Here is an 18872-nt window from a genome sequence, read left to right on the forward strand (position 1 = left end):
GCGCTGGCAGGCCGCGCTGGGACTGCCCGTCACCCGGAAATGGAACGACGGCAAGACCCCGATGGCCGCCTCGGTGCTGCAGCATCAGAAGGGGTGGAAGCCCAACCCCAGCTTCGGGTACGGGTGCATCTCGCAGCGCGAATGGGACGCGGTGATCACGCAGGGCTGGCGGCTGCCCGCGGGTTGGGATCGCCAACCTGCTCACGCTCCTGAGGAATTCCCGTTGCCCGGCCACTTCTTCTTCGGGCCGTTGGACGGCCCGGACAACAGCGTCTCCGGTGAGTACCCGGGGGAGCCGGTGCAGTGGCGTGAAGCCCTGGGGCGCTGGCAGCAAGCCCTGGGACTGCCTGTCACACAGAAGTGGAACGACGGCAAGACGCCGAAAGCCGCCGAACTTCTGCAGCATCAGAAGCAATGGCTGCCCACCCCGGGTGTCGGCTACGGCACTATCCACAAAGGGGAGTGGGACGCCGTCTTCAAGGAAGGCTGGCGGCTTCCCGCCGACTGGGAGCAACCGGCGAAGTCCTCGGCGAAGGCGTTCCCGCTGCCGGCCGGATACGTCTTCGGACCCATTGACGGCCCTGACAACTGCGTCTCCGGAGAGTTCCCCGGCGAGAAGCCGGAGTGGCGGGAGGGCCTGGGGCGGTGGCAGAAAGCGCTCGGGCTGCCGGTGACCCGGAAGTGGAACGACGGCAAGACCCGGCAGGCCGCCATGACGCTGCAGCTGGAGAAACAGTGGCAACCCACGGCCGGCATCGGCTACGGGTGCATCGGCAAGCCTGAGTGGAATGCGGTCATCAAGGACGGCTGGCAACTGCCCAAGGGCTGGGATTTCGGGAAAGTCACCGTTCCACTGAATGCCTCGGTGCTGTGGGCGCTGGTGGTCGCTGGTGGCAAGCCCCGCCAGCGGGAGATCATCGAGCAGGTTGGTCCAGTCCTTCAGGCGACCCTGGAGAGCTACAAGATCAACACGTTTCTGCGTGCCGCACATTTCCTGGCACAGATCTGCCACGAATCCGATCAGTTCACCACCACCGTCGAGTACGCCGACGGCTGGGCCTACGAAGGCCGCGACGATCTGGGTAACACCCAGCCCGGCGACGGGCCGCGGTACAAGGGCCGTGGCCTTCTGCAGTTGACCGGTCGCAACAACTACCGCGACTACGGGAAGGCACTCGGTGTCGATCTGGAGAGCGACCCGGGCCGGGCTGCCGACCCGGTGCTCTCGCTGAAGATCGCCTGCGAGTACTGGAAGCGCAACAAGATAAACGCCATGGCCGACCGTGATGATGTGGTCGCGGTGACCCGGGCGATCAACGGCGGCCTCAACGGCCTCGATCAGCGCAAGGCGTATCTCGGGCGCGCCAAAGCTGTCTTGGGCCAACGTGGTTGGGGTGGGTTCCCGGTGCCCGGCGCATCCGCGGAGGCCTTCGGGCAACCACGCGATATGGGCTCGCTGCCGCGCCCGGACGCCACCGACGTCAACGATCCGGGCTCCCATTGGGCGCCGGGCTTCGATCCCGCGGTGTGGAGGGGTTCCTGGAACAACCCGCAGCTTGTCGACAACCCACCGGGCTACTGCGGTTGCCCAGGCCCGGAGCGCGACGCCGCATGGCAGAACTACCTGGCGTCGTTTCCAGCCGATCAGCGCGGATATCTGCCCAACCCGGAGGCTGTCGGCGATCGCGGTCTCAAGCTGCTCGGCCACGCCGCCACCGAATTGGGGACGTCCTACGCCTGGGGCGGCAGAGGCATCAAGGGGCCCGGCCCCGGAACGCTGGTCAACGATTGCGGCGGTGCGGCCACTTACCGCGACGACCAGCGGATCGGCTTCGATTGCAGCGGCCTGGTTTACCACGCGGCCTGGCAGACGATCGACAGTGACATCGGCACCTGGACCGGCGCTCAGGTGCGATCACCAATTCTGGTCGACGTTCCTCCGGGATCGCCGCAGCGACCGGGAGACCTGATCTACTACGGGGAAGGGGATGCCCACCACGTCGGCATCTACGTCGCGCCCGGCATCATCCTCAACGCGCCCCAATCCGGCTATCCGGTGCAACTCGACCGTCGTCCCAACATCGCCGGGTACCACCCCAGGGAAGGCCAGATCCGGGCGCGGCGGTTGCCGTGCTGAGCGGCGGAGCCGTTCGGCCGTCGCCACGACTGAACGAGACGATCGATCATCAGTCGGGTACGCAGTGTTAGCTTTTTTGCCGTGAGCGACAACTCAACCCTGTTCGGCGGCGACTCCGCACAACCGCCCACCCCCGCCCGCACCCCGGCGCACGCGGCCCCCGAGCCACCACGCTGGGGAGACCCTTCGGACGCGCTCACCGAGATCCTCCCGCTGGAAGATCTGCAGGCCGAGCTGAGTTTGGACACCCCCAGCGTCCCGATCGCGCTGGCCGGCGCACCGGTGCCGGCGCCCACCCGGGTGTTCGACGACTGGCAGCTGTCCTCGGAGTTCGAGGGTTACGTGCCCGCGGTGGTGGAGCTGGACAAGTTGGAGACCCGCCGCAAGACGGTGCCGGCCAAGCAGGGCTGGCGCGGGGTGGCTTCCAACGTCGCGCGGGTCAACATGGCCCCCGGCAAGGACGAGCTGTACGAGATGGCGCTCAAGGACCGGGTGCAGCGCATGGTGCGCACCACGTTCCCGATCGCGGTGGTGGGCGTCAAGGGTGGCGTCGGAAAGACCGTCGTCACCGAGGTGCTCGGTTCCACCTTCTCCGCCGTCCGTGGGGATCGGGTGATCGCCGTCGACCTCGACCCCGATGCCGGCAACCTGATCTCCCGCCACGGCCGGGAAAGCGGGCTGTCGATCGCCGATCTGATCGCCGACGGATCCCCGAGCCGCTATCTGGATGTCCGGGCGCACACCAGTCAAGACAAAGCCACCCGGCTGGAGGTCCTCACCGGCCCGGACTTCGCGCGCTCCCCGATGCCGTTGCTGGACAAGGACGTCGACGCCGTCATGCCGATCCTCAACGAGCATTACAGCCTGGTGCTGATGGACACCGGCACCGGGCTGAAGACCAATCTGATGACCGCGGTGCTGCGCCAGACCCGCGCGCTGGTGATGGTCAGCAGCGCCTCCATCGATGCGCTGGAAGAGACCCAGGTGGGCCTGGACTGGCTGGGCCACAACGGATATCAGCATCTGCTGCAAACCATGGTGCTGGTGATCAACAACTCCCAGCGCGGCAAGTCCAATATCAACGTCGACGGAGCCGTCACGCAGTTCGCCCGTCAGATCGGCCGGGAGCGGATCTTCGTGCTGCCCTTCGATGACCACATCTTCGAAGGCCGGCAGATCACCCTGGAGTTGTTGAGCGCCAAGAGTCGGCGCCGCTATCTGGAGCTGGCGGCCGCGGTCTCTGACTTGTTCCCCAGGCCCGCCGACTAACGCCGAGCCTGCGTCAGGATCGCTTTTCCACCCGCGTTCGACGCTCTCACCGCAGAGTCGACGCGCCCGGCAGCTTGCTCGCCGCCGCATTGTCCAGCAGCCAGACCGTCTCCTCCGAACCGACCGCGCCGGCAGCCGGGATGTCGTCGGCGTCCGCTCCGCCCAGTGCGGCGGCCACCGCGTCGGCCTTGGCCTCCCCGGAGGTCACGATCCACACCTGCCGGGAGCGGCGGACCGCCGGCAGGGTCAGCGTGATCCGAAGCGGCGGCGGCTTGGGGGAGTCGGTGACGCCGACCACCATGCGTTCGGTTTCCCGCGTCGCCGCGGTGTGCGGGAACAGCGAGTTGACGTGGCCTTCGCCGCCCATGCCGAGCAGGTGCACGTCGAAAACCAATGTGGGCGAATCGAACCCGGCAAGCATCTGCTCGTAGGCGCGCGCCGCGGCGTCGATATCGCCGCCGAACTCACCGTCGCTGGCCGCCATCGGATGAATGTTGGACGCCGGTATCCCGACGTGGTCCAGCAGCGCCTCGCGGGCCTGCTTCGCGTTGCGCTCGTCGTCGTCGAGCGGGACGTAGCGTTCGTCACCCCAGAACAGGTGCACATTGCCCCAGTCGACCGGTTTGTCGCGCAGCACCGTGAGCATCCCGATGCCGGTGCTGCCGCCGGTCAGCACCACCAGGGCCTGGCCGCGTGCCGCGATGGCCGCCGTGATCGCCTCGGCCAGCCGCTCGCCGGCGGCGGCCACCAGCGCATCGGTGTCGGGGTAGGTGTGCACGCTCACACCCATGTCAGCCGCCGCTCGCGTACTGCACCTTATCCAGGGCGCCCAGCGCCTCGCGGTACACCTCGTCGGCGTCCAGCCGGCGCAGATCCTCGGCCAGACACTCCCGAGTCTCCCTGCGCGCCAACGCCAATTGGGCGTCGGGGCGGCCGGTGCGGCTCAGCGTGGCGGTGGAGCCGTGCTGCGGCCGGCTCAGCGTGATGGTCTGGCTGGGCTGCACCAGCTCCACCTTGAGCTCGCCCACCTCACGGCGCACCGTGCCTTCGATCTTGCTGGCCAGCCAGCCGGCCAGGATGTCGAGCGCCGGTTCCTCGGCGATCCCGGACACCACCGCGCTGGTGATCGGCTCGTAGGGCGGCTGGTCCACCGCGGAAGCCAGCAGGGCCCGCCAGTAAGTGATGCGGCTCCATGCCAGGTCGGTGTCGCCGGGGGAGTAGCCGGCCAGCCGGCTGCGCAACGTTCCCAGCGGATCGTCCCGGACGGTGGAGTCGGTGATGCGCCGAATCGCCAAGCGGCCCAGCGGATCTTGGGCCGGCACCTCCGGGGCGTCCCCGGGCCACCACACCACCACCGGGGTATCGGGCAGCAGGAACGGCAGCACCACGCTGCTGGCATGGGCGGCCAGCGGACCGTGGGTGCGCAGCACCACCACCTCGCCGGCGCCGGCGTCGCCGCCGACCCGCAACTGGCCGTCCAATCGCGGTTCGGTGGCCAGTCGGTCGACAGGCACCACCACGATGATGCGGCAGGGGTGTTCGCGGCTGGAGGACACCGCGGCCTCGATAGAGTCCTCGACGATGGCCTCGGTGTCGGGGATGACGACCAGCGACATCACCCGGCCCAGGGTGATCGCGCCACCCTCCTCACGCAGCGCGATGATGCGCTTATTGATCACGTTGGTGGTGGTGTCCGGCAGATCGACAATCATGAGGTTCGACTCCGCTCTTCGCTGGCGCTCATCACGGTTAGGGCCTTCTCCACTCGCGTCCGGTGCGTTCCAGCATCTCCGTCGCCGACTCCGGGCCCCATGAGCCGGAGTCGTACGGGTCGGGCTTGCCGTTCTGCGCCCAGTACTCCAGCGCCGGATCGAGGATCTCCCAGGACAATTCGACCTCGGCGTTGACCGGGAACAGCGACGGCTCACCCAGCAGCACATCGAGGATCAGCCGCTCGTAGGCCTCCGGGGAGTCCTCGGCGAACGCCGATCCGTAGGAGAAGTCCATGTTCACGTCGCGCACCTCCATGGTGCTGCCCGGAACCTTCGAGCCGAACCGCAGGGTGATGCCCTCGTCCGGCTGCACCCGGATCACCAGGGCGTTCTGTCCCAGCTCCTCGGTCATCGTCCTGTCGAACGGCAGATGCGGGGCGCGTTTGTAGATCAGCGCAATCTCGGTGACCCTGCGCGCCAACCTCTTTCCGGTCCGCAGGTAGAACGGAACCCCGGCCCACCGGCGGGTGTCGACCTCAAGAGTGATCGCGGCGTAGGTCTCGGTGGTCGAGGTCTTGGAGAACCCCTCCTCGTCGAGCAGTCCCACCACCTTCTCGCCGCCCTGCCAGCCGGTGGCGTACTGCCCGCGCGCGGTGGTCATATCCAGCGGCTGGGCCAGCCGCACCGCCGAGAGCACCTTGAGCTTCTCGGCTTTGACCTCTTCGGCGCCGAAGTTGACCGGCTCCTCCATCGCGGTCAGCGCCAGCAGTTGCAGCAGGTGGTTCTGGATCACGTCCCGGGCCGCACCGATGCCGTCGTAGTACCCGGCCCGCCCGCCCAGGCCGATGTCCTCGGCCATGGTGATCTGCACACTGTCGATGTAGTGGCTGTTCCACGTCGGCTCGTACAGCTCGTTGGCGAACCGCAGCGCCATGATGTTCTGCACCGTCTCCTTGCCGAGGTAGTGGTCGATGCGGAACACCGACTGCTCGGGGAAGACGCTGTTGACCACCTTGTTGAGATCCTGGGCGCTTGTGAGGTCGTGGCCGAACGGCTTCTCGATCACCACCCGGCTCCACCGGCCGTCCTTGGGGCTGGCCAGTCCGGACCGCTTGAGCTGCTTGGTTACCACCGGGAACGCGTCCGGGGGGATCGACAGGTAGAAGGCGTGATTGCCGCCGGTGCCGCGGTCGACGTCGAGCTTGTCCAGCGTCTCGGCCAGCCGGTTGAACGACGCGTCGTCGTCGAAACTGCCGTGCACGAACCGGAATCCCTCGGCCAGGCGGTCCCACACCTCCTGGCGAAACGGAGTACGGGCGTGCGCTTTGACGGCGTCGTAGACGATCTGGGCGAAGTCCTCGTCGGCCCAGTCCCGGCGAGCGAACCCGACCAACGCGAACGACGGCGGCAACAGTCCGCGGTTGGCCAGATCGTAGATTGCGGGCATCAGCTTCTTGCGGGACAGATCGCCGGTGACTCCGAAGATCACCACCCCGCACGGCCCGGCGATCCGCGGCATCCGCTTATCGCGCTTATCGCGCAACGGGTTATGCCAGCCGAGCGGACCGACATGCGGGGCGACGTGGGGGGCGAGGGTCGCCGCTTCCGGCGCCTGTTCGAGGCTCACTTCTGGGCGTCCAGCTGGCCCTGGGTGGCGTCGATCAATTCCAGCCACGCCTTCTCGAACTTGTCCACGCCGTCGGCCTCCAGGAAGGCGAACACGTCTGGGAGGTCGATGCCGATGGCTTCCAGGTCGTTGAACACGCCTTCGGATTCCACGACGGTGTTGCTGATGGTGTCACCGCGCACCACCCCGTGGTCGGCGACGGCTGCCATGGTCTTCTCCGGCATGGTGTTGACGGTGTGTGCCGCAACCAGTTCGGTGACGTAGAGGGTGTCGGAGTAGTCCGGGTTCTTCACCCCGGTCGACGCCCACAGCGGGCGCTGCACCCGCGCCCCGGCGTCGGACAGCGCCGCGTAGCGCGGAGCGGTGAAGACCTCCTCGTAGGCCGCGTAGGCCAGCCGGGCGTTGGCCACCCCGGCCTTGCCGCGCAGCGCGAGCGCGGCCGGCGTGCCGATCTTCTCCAGTCGCTTGTCGATCTCGGTGTCCACCCGGGAGACGAAAAACGATGCGACGGAATGAATCGTGGAGATGTCGTGGCCCGCGGCCTTGGCGGCTTCCAGGCCGGCGAGGTAGGCGTCCATCACCTCGATATGGCGATCCACTGAGAAGATCAGCGTGACGTTGACCGAAATGCCTTCGCCGATCACCGCGGTGATCGCCGGCAGGCCGGCCTTGGTGGCGGGGATCTTGATCAGCAGGTTGGGCCGGTCGACGATCTTCCACAGCTCGATGGCCTGCAGGATCGTCTGGTCGGTGTCGTGGGCCAGCCGCGGGTCCACCTCGATGGAGACCCGGCCGTCGATGCCGTCGGAGGCCTCCCATTGCGGCCGCAGCACGTCGCAGGCTTCGCGCACGTCGTCGGTGGTGGCGGTGCGGATCGTCGCGTCGACGTCGGCGCCGCGGGCGGCCAGCTCGGCCACCTGCGCGTCGTAGGCGGTGCCCTTGGACAACGCCGCCTGGAAGATCGACGGGTTGGTGGTGACCCCGACGACACTCATGGTGTCGATCAGTTCCTGCAGGTTGCCGGTGCGCAGTCGGTCGCGGGACAGGTCGTCGAGCCAGACGGAGACCCCCGCCGCCGACAGTGCCGCAAGATTCGGGTTCTGGGCCATGAAAGCTCCTGGTATCTAAAGGGTTTAAGGGTTAATTTCTAGTTGTCGAAAGCCCGTTCCGCCGCGGCCACGACCGCCTCGGGGGTGAACCCGAACTCGCGGAACAGCGTCTTGTCGTCGGCCGATTCGCCGTAATGCTCGATCGAGATGATCTCGCCGGTGTCGCCGACGTACTTGTACCAACTCTGCGCCACGCCGGCTTCCACGGCGACGCGCGCCGAGACGTCCGGCGGCAGCACGCTGTCGCGGTAGGACTGCGGCTGGGCCTCGAACCACTCGACGCACGGCATCGACACCACGTAGGTGCGAATGTCCTTGGCGTTCAGCGTCTTCGCGGCCTCGACGGCGAGCTGCACCTCCGAGCCGGTGGCGATGACGATCACGTCGGCGTCTGCTGGGTCACCCCCGCCCAGCACGTAGCCGCCGCGGGCCACCCCCGCGGCAGTGGTGCCGTCGAGCACCGGCACGTTCTGCCGGGTCAGGATCAGCCCCGTCGGCCCGCTGCCGGCGCCGCGCTCCAGGATGGTCTTCCACGCGTAGGCGGTCTCGTTGGGGTCGGCCGGACGCACCACCGACAGCTTCGGGATGGCCCGCAGCGCGGCCAGGTGCTCGATCGGCTGGTGGGTGGGGCCGTCCTCGCCCAGGCCGATCGAGTCGTGCGTCCACACGTAGATGGTGTCGATGTCCATCAGCGCGGCCAGTCGCACCGCACCGCGCATGTAGTCGGCGAACTGCAGGAACGTGCCGCCGTAGGCGCGGGTGGGGCCGTGCAGCACGATCCCGGACAGGATCGCGCCCATGGCGTGTTCGCGGATGCCGAAGTGCAGGGTGCGGCCGTACCAGTCGGCGGTCCAATCCTCCGTCGTGATCGACGGCGGCCCAAAGGATGTGGCGCCCTTCATGGTGGTGTTGTTGCTGCCGGCCAGGTCGGCGGAGCCGCCCCACAGCTCGGGCAGCTTCGGGCCGACGGCCGACAGCACCTCACCGGAGGCCGCCCGGGTGGCCACCGCCTTGGAACCCGGCTCCCAGTGCGGCAGGTCGGCGTCCCACCCGTCGGGCAGGGTGCCGGCGGTGAGCCGGTCCAGCAGCGCCTTGCGCTCCGGTTCGCGCTGCGCCCAGGCGTCGAAGCCGGCCTGCCACTGGTCCCGGGCCGCCCGGCCCCGGTCGACGAGCGTGCGGGTGTGGGCGATGACCTCGTCGGCGACCTCGAAGCTCTTGTCCGGGTCGAAGCCCAGCACCGTCTTGGTGGCGGCCACCTCGTCGGCGCCCAGCGCCGAGCCGTGCACGCCGCCGGTGTTCATCTTGGTGGGGGCGGGGTAGCCGATGATGGTGCGCAGCGCGATGAACGACGGCTTGTCGGTGACGGCCTTGGCGCGCTCGATGGCTTCCTGGATGCCGGTGACGTTCTCGCCGCCCTCGACCACCTGAACGTGCCAGCCGTACGCCTCGTAGCGGGCCGGGACGTCCTCGGTGAACGCGATCTTGGTGTTGTGCTCGATGGAGATCTCGTTGTCGTCCCAGACGACGATGAGGTTGCCCAGTTGCTGGGTGCCGGCCAGCGACGACGCCTCGCTGGTGACGCCCTCCTGCATGTCACCGTCGGAGGCCACCACATAGATGTAGTGGTCGAACGGGCTGGTGCCCTGCGCGGCATCGGGGTCGAACAGGCCGCGCTCGTAGCGCGACGCCATCGCCATGCCGACCGCCGAGGCCAGGCCCTGGCCCAGTGGCCCGGTGGTGATCTCGACGCCCTTGGTGTGGCGGAACTCCGGATGGCCGGGGGTCTTGGAGCCCCAGGTGCGCAGCGCCTCGATGTCGGACAGTTCCAGCCCGAATCCGCCCAGGTACAGCTGCAGGTAAAGCGTCAGGCTGGAGTGCCCGCAGGACAGCACGAAGCGGTCCCGGCCGATCCAGTGGGTGTCGCTGGGGTCGTGGCGCATCACCCGCTGGAACAGGGTGTAGGCCAGCGGCGCCAGGCTCATCGCGGTACCGGGATGGCCGTTGCCCACCTTCTGCACCGCGTCGGCGGCCAGCACCCGGACCGTGTCGACGGCCCGGGAGTCCAGCTCGGTCCAGTCCTGCGGGTGATGCGGCTGGGTGAGGGCGGAAATCTGGTCGAGCGTCGTCACGAAATTCCACTCCTGGGAGGTCGAATCTGCTGGCAAGCCGGTATAGATGCCTACCCTAATAGCGCCAATACCGCGGGCTGTACCAAATCGGCGGCATGGCGGTCTACCATCCTCTGTAGTAGAAGACCTGGGCGGTCGCTAGCTGCCCTCGAAGGAGTTGACTGCGTGAGGATTCGCGAAACACCGCTGGTCGGCGAGGCCGGCACCGCGACGCCAAGCCGTTTCCGCAGCACCCTCCTGGGCTACCTGGCCCTGACCAAACCGCGCGTCATCGAATTGCTGCTGGTCACGACCATCCCGGCGATGCTGCTGGCGTCCCGCGGCACGGTGGAAATCGCACTGATCTTCAACACCCTGTTCGGCGGCATGCTGGCCGCCGGGGGAGCCAACTGCCTGAACTGCGTGGCCGACGCCGACATCGACAAGGTCATGAAGCGCACCGAGCGCAGGCCGCTGGCCCGCTCGGTGGTGCCGCGCAGCCACGCCTTCGTGTTCGGCATGGCGCTGTCGGTGGGGTCGTTCTTCTGGCTGTGGTGGACCACCAACATGCTCTCGGCGCATCTGGCCGCCGCCACCATCGCGTTCTACGTGCTGGTCTACACCCTGCTGCTCAAGCGCCGCACCTCGCAGAACGTGGTGTGGGGCGGCGCGGCGGGCTGCATGCCGGTGATGATCGGCTGGTCGGCAGTCACCGGCACCATCGGCTGGCAGGCGCTGGCGATGTTCGCCATCATCTTCTTCTGGACGCCGCCGCACACCTGGGCGCTGGCCATGAAATACAAAGAGGACTATGCGGCCGCGGGTGTGCCGATGCTGCCGGTGGTGGCCACCGAGCGCGAGGTCACCCGCCAGATCATCATCTACACCTGGCTGACGGTGGCGGCGACACTGGCGCTGATCCCGGCGGCGGGTTGGCTGTACGCGGTCGTGGCCTCGCTGGCCGGGGCCTGGTTCCTGAGCCTGGCGCACCGACTGCACGCCGGCGTCAAGCGCGGTGAGCCCGTCAAGCCGCTGCGGCTGTTCCTGCACTCCAACAATTACCTGTCGGCGGTCTTCGTCGCGCTGGCGGTGGACTCGGTGATTCCGCTGCCTTTGTTGTTCGGGTAGGGCTTCGCCAGCGGGTCTGACCGAATCTGTCGGTGGCGTCGGGCACCATGATGCCCGTGCCTGCCGCCGACACCGCCTCCCAGCGTAAGGCCCGCGGCGCCTTCTTCACCCCGGAGCCGGTGGCCCGGTTCCTCGTCGATTGGGCCGTGCGCACACCCGGCTGCGCCGTGCTCGAGCCGTCCTGTGGTGAGGCGGTGTTCCTGCGGCAGATCGCCCGGCGCGGTCTTCACCACGGCCGGCTGGTCGGCGTCGAAGTGCACCGCGCGTCGGCTAGGCGGGCGCAGCGGGCGCTGAACGACGATGGCGTGCCCGCCAGCGTTCACGCCGGCGACTTCTTTCTGCACACCGAGTTCGGCGCGTACGACGCCGTTGTCGGGAACCCGCCCTTCGTGCGCTATCAGGACTTCGCCGGCGCCGCGCGTGCGCGCGCACGGGAAGCGGCGTTGCGCGCCGGCGTCCCGCTGACCAACCTGGCTTCGTCGTGGGCTGCGTTCACCGTCCACGCCGCGCTGCACCTCAGGCCCGGCGGCCGCATGGCGCTCGTGCTGCCTGCCGAACTGCTCACCGTGAACTATGCCGCCGGGGTCCGGCAATTCCTCATGGAGCACTTCTCCTCGGTCGGCCTGGTGCTGTTCGAGCAGCGGGTGTTTCACGGAGTGCTCGAGGAGGTCGTCCTGCTGCTTGCCGACGACTTCCGCCCGGACGGGTCCAGCGGCACCGAATCGATGACGTTGTGGCCGGTGTGTGATGCCGCGGGGCTGGGCAACCTCACCGCCTCGCGGCGCTGGACCCCGCCCTACACGGCCGCCAACTGGTCCGGCGGCCTGATGTCCGCTGCCGGCTCTGCCTCCTACGACCATGCCGTCGGATCGACTGACCTCATGTGCCCGCTGGAGACTTGGGGCGATACGACGCTGGGCATGGTCACCGGAAACAACCGCTTCTTCACGCTGTCGCCGGCCAAGGTCGACGAACTTGGCCTGGGGGAGTCCGACGTGATCCCGTTATCCCCGCCCGGGTCTCGGCACCTGCGCGGTCTCGCGCTCACGCCGAGTGCGCTCGACCACCTTGGTGAAAATGGTTATGCCACAGCTCTTTTCCGCCCATGTGGCGAGCCGTCGGCGGCCGCGTGGCGCTACATCGACTCCGGTATCGACCTCGACGTGAACTTGGCCTACAAATGTCGCGTTCGCAATCCGTGGTGGCGGGTGCCTTACCTGCGGCCCGCCGATCTGTTCCTGACCTACATGAACGCCGATACCCCGCGGATCGCGGCCAACCGCGCCGGCGCCCATCACCTGAATTCGGTGCACGGCATCTATCTGCGTGAGGGTCTGCGCAGCCACGGCATGAGCCTGCTGCCGGTCGCTTCGCTGAACTCCGTCACCCTGCTGGCGGCCGAGACGGTGGGCCGGGCCTATGGCGGCGGCATGCTGAAAATCGAACCGCGCGAAGCCGACTGCCTGCCGGTGCCGTCACCGGAACTGGTCTTGCGCCAGGCCGACGAACTGCGGCGCATCCGGCCGGCGGTGGCGGCCCGGATACGCGCGGGGTGTCTGCTGGACGCGGTGGCACTGGTCGACGAGGTGCTGCTGCGCCGGGCGATGATGCTCACCGATACCCAGCTCGGGGCCATCCGCTCCGATCACGCCGCTCTGACCGCGCGGCGGCGGGCGCGAGGACGGGCTGCCTCCGGTGGCGCCTAGGCCGAGTGCCAAGGCGCGGGCGTGGCCGTTGTTCGACGCGATCGTCGAGCGGGCCGCGCTCAGAGACGTCAGTCCGTGGTTGGACCGGCACACCTTCACACCCGATTACCAGACACTGCAAGCCGTGCTGGCGGTCCCGCTGCATCTAGGGGCCAACAGCCAATCCGGCGTTCCCGCATTGGCTTTGGATGTATGGGTGGCTTATGAACTACGCCGTGCCGGCCTGGATCCCGACGCGGTGTGGCCGCGCGCCACCGCGCCCCGGGTGGTCGATCGCGATGTTCTCCGATTCCTGGAGGCGGTTCCTAAGAAGTACCGCGACGAACTGTGGGCGCGCTTGCGGGCGGGCCTTGGCGGAGTGGGGAGCGCATCGGCCAATATCGCCGGGAAGAACTATCTCAAGCAGGTCGACGTCATCATGTCGTCCTGGCAGACGGGCCCCGAACTGCTGATCTCCACCAAGCGGATGGATTCGTCGTTCGGCAAGAACGCCGCCAATCGGGTGGAGGAATCCTACGGCGACGCCAAGAACCTCGCCCTGCGTCACCCGCTGGCCGCGCTGGGCTTCGTCTACAGCCTCCGGTCCACGGCGTACACCGAGGAGCGGGCCCAATTCGACTGGATAGTCGACCTCCTCATCAAACTCGCCCGCGAAGACGACGCCTACGACGCCTGCGCGCTGATCGTGCCCGAATGGGCCGGTGCGGCGCCGCCGGAAGGCGACGGTGACGCGACTCAAGTGGTGCTCGATTTCGACGACGTCGAGGTCGAGGATGTCGCTGCGGAATCCATCGCCGGCGTCGACGCGCAACTGGCTGCGCTGCCGCACGTCGGACTTCGCCATGACCTGGTGCCTGACGAACTCAGTCCGGCCAGGTTTTTTGCGGTGATGATGACCCTCGTGCTGGACAACTCCGGGGTTGCGCAGCACCCGCGTGCGCGGGCTCGGCGGGCGGCGGCGCCCCCGGCGTGAGCCAGGCACGTCCGGTGCTCACCCCCATCGGTCATTGGTAGAAGGAGGTTTGCGCGAGCGTTAGTTTTGCAGAACACAGGGGCATACGGGTGACAGGGGTAGTCGAACGAGTGGATGCCCGCGTCCAAGACGCCGTGGACACCCTCAACCTCGGGCAGGGCTGGTAACGCGCGAGACCGAAAGAGCCGATCTACCAACCCCCATTCGCGTACGGCGTGCTCACGAACCACTGCCGACCCCCCCGCGCTCAGCCGTTGAGCCGAGTATAGGTAACAGTCACCCGTTCGACCGGCGTTTGGGGCTGCCCGATAAACGGAAAATCCGACCTCCGCATCGCTCGGTTGCATTGCTCGGTTGCCGTCGGGGTGATCCGGCCGTCGAAAGTGAACGCGAACGCGTTGAGCGTGGGCTTTACCTCTTGCCCATCGTGGGGTGTACACCGGTCGGATGCCGCGCCCGATCTGATCCCAATATTCACGCGACGCTGGTGAAAGGCATTGCGCAGCAAGGCATTGTGCAGCAATTGAACAACACCCGTTTGGGTCACTGCACGATCCCAGACGGTGGTAACGGGGCTCTTCGCGCTTAAGCTGGCAGGGCCTGGTCAGGGTGTCGGCGTGTCGTTGACGTGAGGCGCCCCTGGCTTTCGGGAATCTGGATGCTACCGGGCTTGCCGCCGCCGAAAGGCAGTTGCCCGCCTCTGATCGACAAGCTGTCTAACGGAAGTCACGCGGGAAGGTCGTTGTCGCTCAGAGGCTGGCAATCGTCACTGTCTCCCGGCCCGCCTTGCCAAACCCCCTACGGCATCAAAACAACCGACCCCGTCGTCCGGCGCCCCTGCAAATCCTCATGCGCGCGCTGCGCCTCGGCCAGCGGGTAGTGCCCCCCGACGGTGATCGTCAGCGACCCGTCGGCGAGGGCGTCCATCAATTCCCCCGCTCGCCAGGCGAACTCATCGGGGGTGCGGATGAAATGCCCGAGGCTGGGCCGGGTCAGGTACACCGAGCCGGCCGAATTCAGCCGCTGCGGGTCCACCGGCGGCACCGCGCCGCTGGCGGCGCCGAAGAGCGCCAGCGTCCCGCGCACCGCCAGGCTGGCCAGGCTGGCGTCGAACGTCGTCTTGCCCACCCCGTCGTACACCGCGGCCATTCCGCGCCCGTCGGTCATCGACCGCACCCGCTTGGCGAATTCACCCGGGTTCTCCGGGTCGGGGTACTCCAGCACCTCCACCGCACCCGCTTCCCGCGACAGCGAAGCCTTCTCGGGGTTGGACGCGGTGGTGACCACCCGCGCGCCGATGCTGGTGGCCCACTGGGTCAGGATCAGGCCCACCCCGCCCGCCCCGGCATGCACCAGCAGCCAGTCCCGCGGCTGCACCTGGTACACCGACTTGATCAGGTAATGCGCCGTCATCCCCTTCAGCAGCGCCGAGGCGACGTGGTCAGACTGCACCGACTCGGGCACGTAGGCGACGAAATCGGCTGGCGCGGTGCAGTATTCGGCGTAGGCGCCGACGGCGTTCGCCGTCACCACCCGGTCGCCGGCGTTGATCGCGGCCACGTCGTCGCCCACCGCGGTCACCGTGCCGCACACCTCGGAACCGACGACGAACGGCAGCTCACGCGGGTACATCCCGGAGCGGAAATAGGTGTCGATGTAGTTGACGCCGATGGCGTCGGCCTTGATGACCACCTCACCCGGCCCGGGTGTGGGTACCGGCTTCTCGACGTACCGCAGAACCTCCGGGCCGCCGGTTTCGGCAACTTCGACCACATGCATGCCACTATCAGACCATGAAGCTGGCCCGGCCGAACGTGTTCCATCCGCGCATCGTGCTGGCGTCGTGCCCGCAACTGGTCGACGGTGACGGCGACGACGACGGCCTGGTCGCCGCCCTGCGCAAACGGGGTCTGCACGCCCGGTGGATGTCCTGGGACGACCCGCAGACCGAGCAGGCCGACCTGGTGATCCTGCGTGCGGCTTGGGATTACGCCGAGCGCCGCGCGGAGTTCCTGGCCTGGACCGCCCGGGTGCGCAACCTGCTCAACGCTCCGGAGGTGGTGGCCTGGAACAGCGATAAGCACTACCTGGCCGACCTGGCCGCAGCCGGCATCCCGACGGTCCCGTCACACTTCATCGAGCCCGGCCAGGCCGTCGAACTCCCCGACGGCGAACTGGTGGTCAAGCCGGCGATCGGCGCCGGCTCCATCGACACCCTGCGCTTCGCCGACACTGCGCAGGCCGCCGCCCACGTCCACACGCTCCTGACTCAGAACCGCAGCGTGCTGGTGCAGCCCTATGACGCCCGCGTGGAGGACGGCGAGACCGCGCTGGTGTTCCTCGGCGGTGAGCAGTCGCACGCCTTCACCAAGGGGCCCATTCTGCCGCCGCAGGGGGAGCAGCCGGCGCTGGACGCCTCGGGCACCTACGCGCGGGAGTCCCTGACCCCCGCCGACCCGGACTTCGAGATATGGGAACTCGGGCACCAGGTGCTCGACGCCGCAGCTGCTCATCTGGGCATCCCGCGCACCGAATTGCTCTACGCCCGGGTCGATCTCATCGGCGGCCCGGACAGCGGCCCGGATAGCCCGACGCTGCTGGAGTTGGAACTGGTCGAGCCGTCGCTGGGCTGGCGCCAACTCGACGACGCCACCCGCGAGCTACGGCAGCGCGACTTCGCGCTGCAGGTCGAGACGGCGTGCGACCGCCTCGGGCTTGGTCCGCTGTCGCATCGACGCCCATAGCATCGCCGTGCCCGCGGTACAGGCGGCCGCACCGGCCACGTGGAACGCGACCAGGACGGCCGGCACCCCGGTGTGATACTGCACGAACCCGATCAGCCCCTGCGCGGCGACCAGCGCCAGCAGCACGCGAAGCCGGCGCATCACCGAGCCCGGGGCCGCCACCGCCAGCAGGCCGGCGATCAGTCCGATGAGCAGAGCGAAGTAGGCGACCATCCAGATCGCGTGCGCGTGGGCCAGGGAGACGATCTCCACCTCCAGGCGCGGTACCACCCGCTCCGGGCTCTTGTCCCCGGCGTGCGGACCGGCGCCGGTCACCAGGGTGCCGGTGATCAGCGTCGCGGTCAGCGCCACCGCGCTGGCAATGGTCAACATGCGCAACGGTTTCGGCACCACGGTCACCGGCACGCCGTCGTCGGGCTCGCCGATCTTGACGTACAGCAGCGCGGCCACCCACACCATCGCCATGGACACCAGCAGGTGGATTGCCACCGTCCACCACAGCAGCCCGGTCAGCACCGTGATGCCGCCGATCACCGCCTGCAGGATCGTCGACGCCGGCATCAACCAGGCGTAGAACAGCACCTCCCGGCGCCGGCGGGCGCGGGTGACGGCCAGCACCACCAGACCCGCGGTGATCACCACCGCGAAGGTGAGCAGCCGGTTGCCGAACTCGACGGCCTGATGGACGATCGGCACTTCGGCGTGCGGAACCGGGGTGAAGCTGCCCGGGAAGCACTGCGGCCAGGTGGGGCAGCCCAGGCCCGAGGCGGTGACCCGCACGACCGATCCGGTGACCGAGATCAGCGCCTGGGCCAGCAGCCCGGCCAGGGCAATCAGGCGCTGCACCCGCACACTCGGCAGGGGCAGCAGATCGACCACTCGCAGGAAGAACCGGCCCACGCTCACCAGGCGATCTTAATCAGATGAACCGGAACCAGCGCACGGCCGCCGCCGCGCACACCGCACCCCAGGCCGCCAGCACCGCAATGCCCACCCAGTCCACCGACACCGCGGTGGCCTGCGACAGCGCCTCGGTCATCGCCCCGGCCGGGGTCAGCCGCGCCACCCACGACAACGCGGCGGGGACAGTGCCGGTCTTCAGCGTCAGCGCGCCCAGCGCGGCGAAGACGAACCACAGCAGGTTGGCGATGGCCAGCACGATCTCGGCGCGCAGCGTCCCGCCCAGCAGCAGGCCCATGGCCACGAACGTCGCCGTGCCCAGCGCGATCACCACCGCGCCCAGCAGCAGGCCGGCTGGCTGTGGGCGCCAGCCCAGCGCCACGCCGATGCCGCCGAGCAGGATCGCCTGCAGGAACACCACCGTCACCACGGCCATCGCCTTGCCGGCGATGATGCCCCACACCGGCAGCGCGGTGGCGCCGAGCCGTTTGAGTGCGCCGTAGCGGCGGTCGAACGCCACCGCGATGGCTTGGCCGGTGAACGCCGTCGAGATCACCGCCAGCGCCATGATGGCCGGCACGAACACCGCCACCCGGTCGCCCCGGCTCGCACCGAACGAGCCCAGCGGCAGCAGCGTGAGCCCGATCAGCAACGTGATCGGGATGAACATCGTCAGCAACAGCTGTTCGCCGTTGCGCAGCAACAGTTTCAGCTCCAGCCCGTACTGGGCGCGCAGCATCGTACCGACGCTGGCCGGGCGCGGATCGGGGGTGAAGGTCCCCGCGGGGAAGAGTTGGGTCACGACCTCAGCTCCTTGCCGGTCAGGTCGAGGAACACGTCTTCGAGGCTGCGCTGCTCGACGCGCATGTCGGTGGCCAGGATGTTCAGCCGCGCGCACCACGCGGTCACCGTCGCCAGCACCTGCGGGTCGATCTTGCCCTCCACCAGATACTCCCCGGCGGTGACCTCGCTGACGGCATAGCCCTCGGGCAGCGCCGAGATCAGCAGCGCCAGCTCCAGTTTGCGCGGGGCGCTGAACCGCAGCTGATCCTCCGCGCCGCTGCGCATCAGTTCGGCGGGCGTCCCGGAGGCCACCGTCGAACCGTGGTCGATGATGACGATCCGGTCGGCGAGTTCCTCGGCTTCCTGCAACTGGTGTGTGGTGAGCACCACCGTCACACCGTCGCGGCGCAGCCCTTCGATGAGTTCCCACACCACCAGCCGGGCGTGCGCGTCCATGCCGGCGGTGGGCTCGTCGAGGAAAACCAGCTCCGGGCGGCCGACGATCGCGCAGGCCAGCGCCAGCCGCTGCTGCTGACCGCCGGAGAGCCGCCGGTAGGTGGTTTTGCGGACCTCGGTCAGCCCGAGGGTATCCAGCAGCCAGGCCGGGTCCAGCGGCTTGGCCGCATAGGAGGCGACGAGGTCGAGCATCTCCCCGGCCCGGGCCGCGGGGTAGCCG

General features: G+C 68.4%; 16 protein-coding genes. 6 read left to right on the top strand and 10 right to left on the bottom strand.

Annotation, left to right across the window (positions count from 1 at the left end; translation table 11 throughout):
* Both ADBZ6I_RS07450 and ADBZ6I_RS07455 read left to right on the top strand, forming a co-directional pair.
* Nucleotides 1–2137: NlpC/P60 family protein (locus ADBZ6I_RS07450; protein ID WP_526382403.1), on the top strand; the 2137-nt coding region annotated here is incomplete at its 5' end.
* Between the two features lie 81 nt (nucleotides 2138–2218).
* Entirely contained in the window at nucleotides 2219–3406 is a 1188-nt protein-coding gene (locus tag ADBZ6I_RS07455; RefSeq protein WP_526382405.1) for a MinD/ParA family ATP-binding protein, read from the top strand.
* A gap of 46 nt (nucleotides 3407–3452) precedes the next feature.
* On the opposite strand, the gene pgl is transcribed toward ADBZ6I_RS07455, so the two are convergent.
* The 5 genes from pgl to tkt form a co-directional block, all read right to left on the bottom strand.
* Nucleotides 3453–4196: a 6-phosphogluconolactonase gene (pgl, locus tag ADBZ6I_RS07460; RefSeq protein WP_526382408.1), complete on the bottom strand. Its 744-nt coding sequence runs from the start codon at nucleotides 4194–4196 to the stop codon at nucleotides 3453–3455.
* 1 nt (nucleotide 4197) lies between these two features.
* Nucleotides 4198–5118 (bottom strand): glucose-6-phosphate dehydrogenase assembly protein OpcA, encoded by a 921-nt coding sequence (gene opcA / locus ADBZ6I_RS07465; RefSeq protein WP_526382410.1) that lies wholly within the window; start codon nucleotides 5116–5118, stop codon nucleotides 4198–4200.
* Nucleotides 5119–5155: 37 nt separating this feature from the next.
* Nucleotides 5156–6637, bottom strand: coding sequence for a glucose-6-phosphate dehydrogenase (gene zwf, locus ADBZ6I_RS07470; RefSeq protein WP_526382435.1), 1482 nt, complete (start codon nucleotides 6635–6637; stop codon nucleotides 5156–5158).
* A 104-nt stretch (nucleotides 6638–6741) separates the two neighbouring features.
* Nucleotides 6742–7854: a transaldolase gene (gene tal / locus ADBZ6I_RS07475; RefSeq protein ID WP_526382413.1), complete on the bottom strand. Its 1113-nt coding sequence runs from the start codon at nucleotides 7852–7854 to the stop codon at nucleotides 6742–6744.
* 38 nt (nucleotides 7855–7892) lie between these two features.
* Nucleotides 7893–9983 (bottom strand): transketolase, encoded by a 2091-nt coding sequence (gene tkt, locus ADBZ6I_RS07480; RefSeq protein ID WP_526382415.1) that lies wholly within the window; start codon nucleotides 9981–9983, stop codon nucleotides 7893–7895.
* 165 nt (nucleotides 9984–10148) lie between these two features.
* Here tkt and ADBZ6I_RS07485 point away from each other — a divergent pair, with 165 nt between their 5' ends.
* Genes ADBZ6I_RS07485 through ADBZ6I_RS07495 form a run of 3 tightly spaced genes read left to right on the top strand, consistent with a single transcriptional unit; the run spans nucleotide 10149 to nucleotide 13769 of the window.
* Complete coding sequence (locus ADBZ6I_RS07485) at nucleotides 10149–11090, top strand: heme o synthase (RefSeq protein WP_526382417.1); 942 nt, start codon at nucleotides 10149–10151, stop codon at nucleotides 11088–11090.
* A gap of 47 nt (nucleotides 11091–11137) precedes the next feature.
* On the top strand, nucleotides 11138–12796 hold the full coding sequence (locus tag ADBZ6I_RS07490; RefSeq protein WP_526382419.1) for an N-6 DNA methylase: 1659 nt from the start codon (nucleotides 11138–11140) through the stop codon (nucleotides 12794–12796).
* Nucleotides 12786–13769 carry a hypothetical protein gene (locus tag ADBZ6I_RS07495; protein WP_526382421.1) on the top strand — a complete coding sequence of 328 codons (984 nt, stop codon included), beginning with the start codon at nucleotides 12786–12788 and terminating at the stop codon, nucleotides 13767–13769. Before ADBZ6I_RS07490 ends, ADBZ6I_RS07495 begins: the two co-directional genes overlap by 11 nt.
* A 247-nt stretch (nucleotides 13770–14016) precedes the next feature.
* Here ADBZ6I_RS07495 and ADBZ6I_RS07500 read toward each other — a convergent pair whose 3' ends face one another.
* Both ADBZ6I_RS07500 and ADBZ6I_RS07505 read right to left on the bottom strand, forming a co-directional pair.
* The gene (locus ADBZ6I_RS07500) at nucleotides 14017–14316 is read right to left on the bottom strand and encodes a hypothetical protein (RefSeq protein WP_526382423.1); all 300 of its coding nucleotides are present in this window, start codon (nucleotides 14314–14316) and stop codon (nucleotides 14017–14019) included.
* Nucleotides 14317–14567: 251 nt separating this feature from the next.
* Nucleotides 14568–15548: a quinone oxidoreductase family protein gene (locus ADBZ6I_RS07505; protein WP_526382425.1), complete on the bottom strand. Its 981-nt coding sequence runs from the start codon at nucleotides 15546–15548 to the stop codon at nucleotides 14568–14570.
* Nucleotides 15549–15562: 14 nt separating this feature from the next.
* Between ADBZ6I_RS07505 and ADBZ6I_RS07510 the strand changes: the two genes are divergently transcribed.
* Nucleotides 15563–16513 (top strand): ATP-grasp domain-containing protein, encoded by a 951-nt coding sequence (locus ADBZ6I_RS07510; RefSeq protein WP_526382427.1) that lies wholly within the window; start codon nucleotides 15563–15565, stop codon nucleotides 16511–16513.
* On the opposite strand, the gene ADBZ6I_RS07515 is transcribed toward ADBZ6I_RS07510, so the two are convergent.
* The 3 genes from ADBZ6I_RS07515 to ADBZ6I_RS07525 form a co-directional block, all read right to left on the bottom strand.
* Nucleotides 16430–17419 (bottom strand): COX15/CtaA family protein, encoded by a 990-nt coding sequence (locus tag ADBZ6I_RS07515; protein WP_526382429.1) that lies wholly within the window; start codon nucleotides 17417–17419, stop codon nucleotides 16430–16432. The two genes, ADBZ6I_RS07510 and ADBZ6I_RS07515, sit on opposite strands and share 84 nt — an antisense overlap.
* A 13-nt stretch (nucleotides 17420–17432) precedes the next feature.
* Nucleotides 17433–18215, bottom strand: a complete 783-nt coding sequence (locus ADBZ6I_RS07520; protein WP_526382431.1) for an ABC transporter permease — start codon at nucleotides 18213–18215, stop codon at nucleotides 17433–17435.
* On the bottom strand, nucleotides 18212–18872 hold a 661-nt coding region (locus ADBZ6I_RS07525), incomplete at its 5' end, for an ATP-binding cassette domain-containing protein (RefSeq protein WP_526382433.1). The genes ADBZ6I_RS07525 and ADBZ6I_RS07520, both read right to left, overlap by 4 nt.

This window comes from Mycobacterium sp. (genome assembly GCF_044342925.1).
GTDB lineage: Bacteria > Actinomycetota > Actinomycetes > Mycobacteriales > Mycobacteriaceae > Mycobacterium.

What these genes read in the sequence shown, in the direction of transcription:
- pgl (WP_526382408.1), bottom strand. Translation starts at nt 4,196, where the DNA reads ATGGGTGTGAGCGTGCACACCTACCCCGACACCGATGCGCTGGTGGCC.
- opcA (WP_526382410.1), bottom strand. Translation starts at nt 5,118, where the DNA reads ATGATTGTCGATCTGCCGGACACCACCACCAACGTGATCAATAAGCGC.
- zwf (WP_526382435.1), bottom strand. Translation starts at nt 6,637, where the DNA reads ATGCCGCGGATCGCCGGGCCGTGCGGGGTGGTGATCTTCGGAGTCACC.
- tal (WP_526382413.1), bottom strand. Translation starts at nt 7,854, where the DNA reads ATGGCCCAGAACCCGAATCTTGCGGCACTGTCGGCGGCGGGGGTCTCC.
- ADBZ6I_RS07490 (WP_526382419.1), top strand. Translation starts at nt 11,138, where the DNA reads ATGATGCCCGTGCCTGCCGCCGACACCGCCTCCCAGCGTAAGGCCCGC.
- ADBZ6I_RS07505 (WP_526382425.1), bottom strand. Translation starts at nt 15,548, where the DNA reads ATGCATGTGGTCGAAGTTGCCGAAACCGGCGGCCCGGAGGTTCTGCGG.
- ADBZ6I_RS07510 (WP_526382427.1), top strand. Translation starts at nt 15,563, where the DNA reads ATGAAGCTGGCCCGGCCGAACGTGTTCCATCCGCGCATCGTGCTGGCG.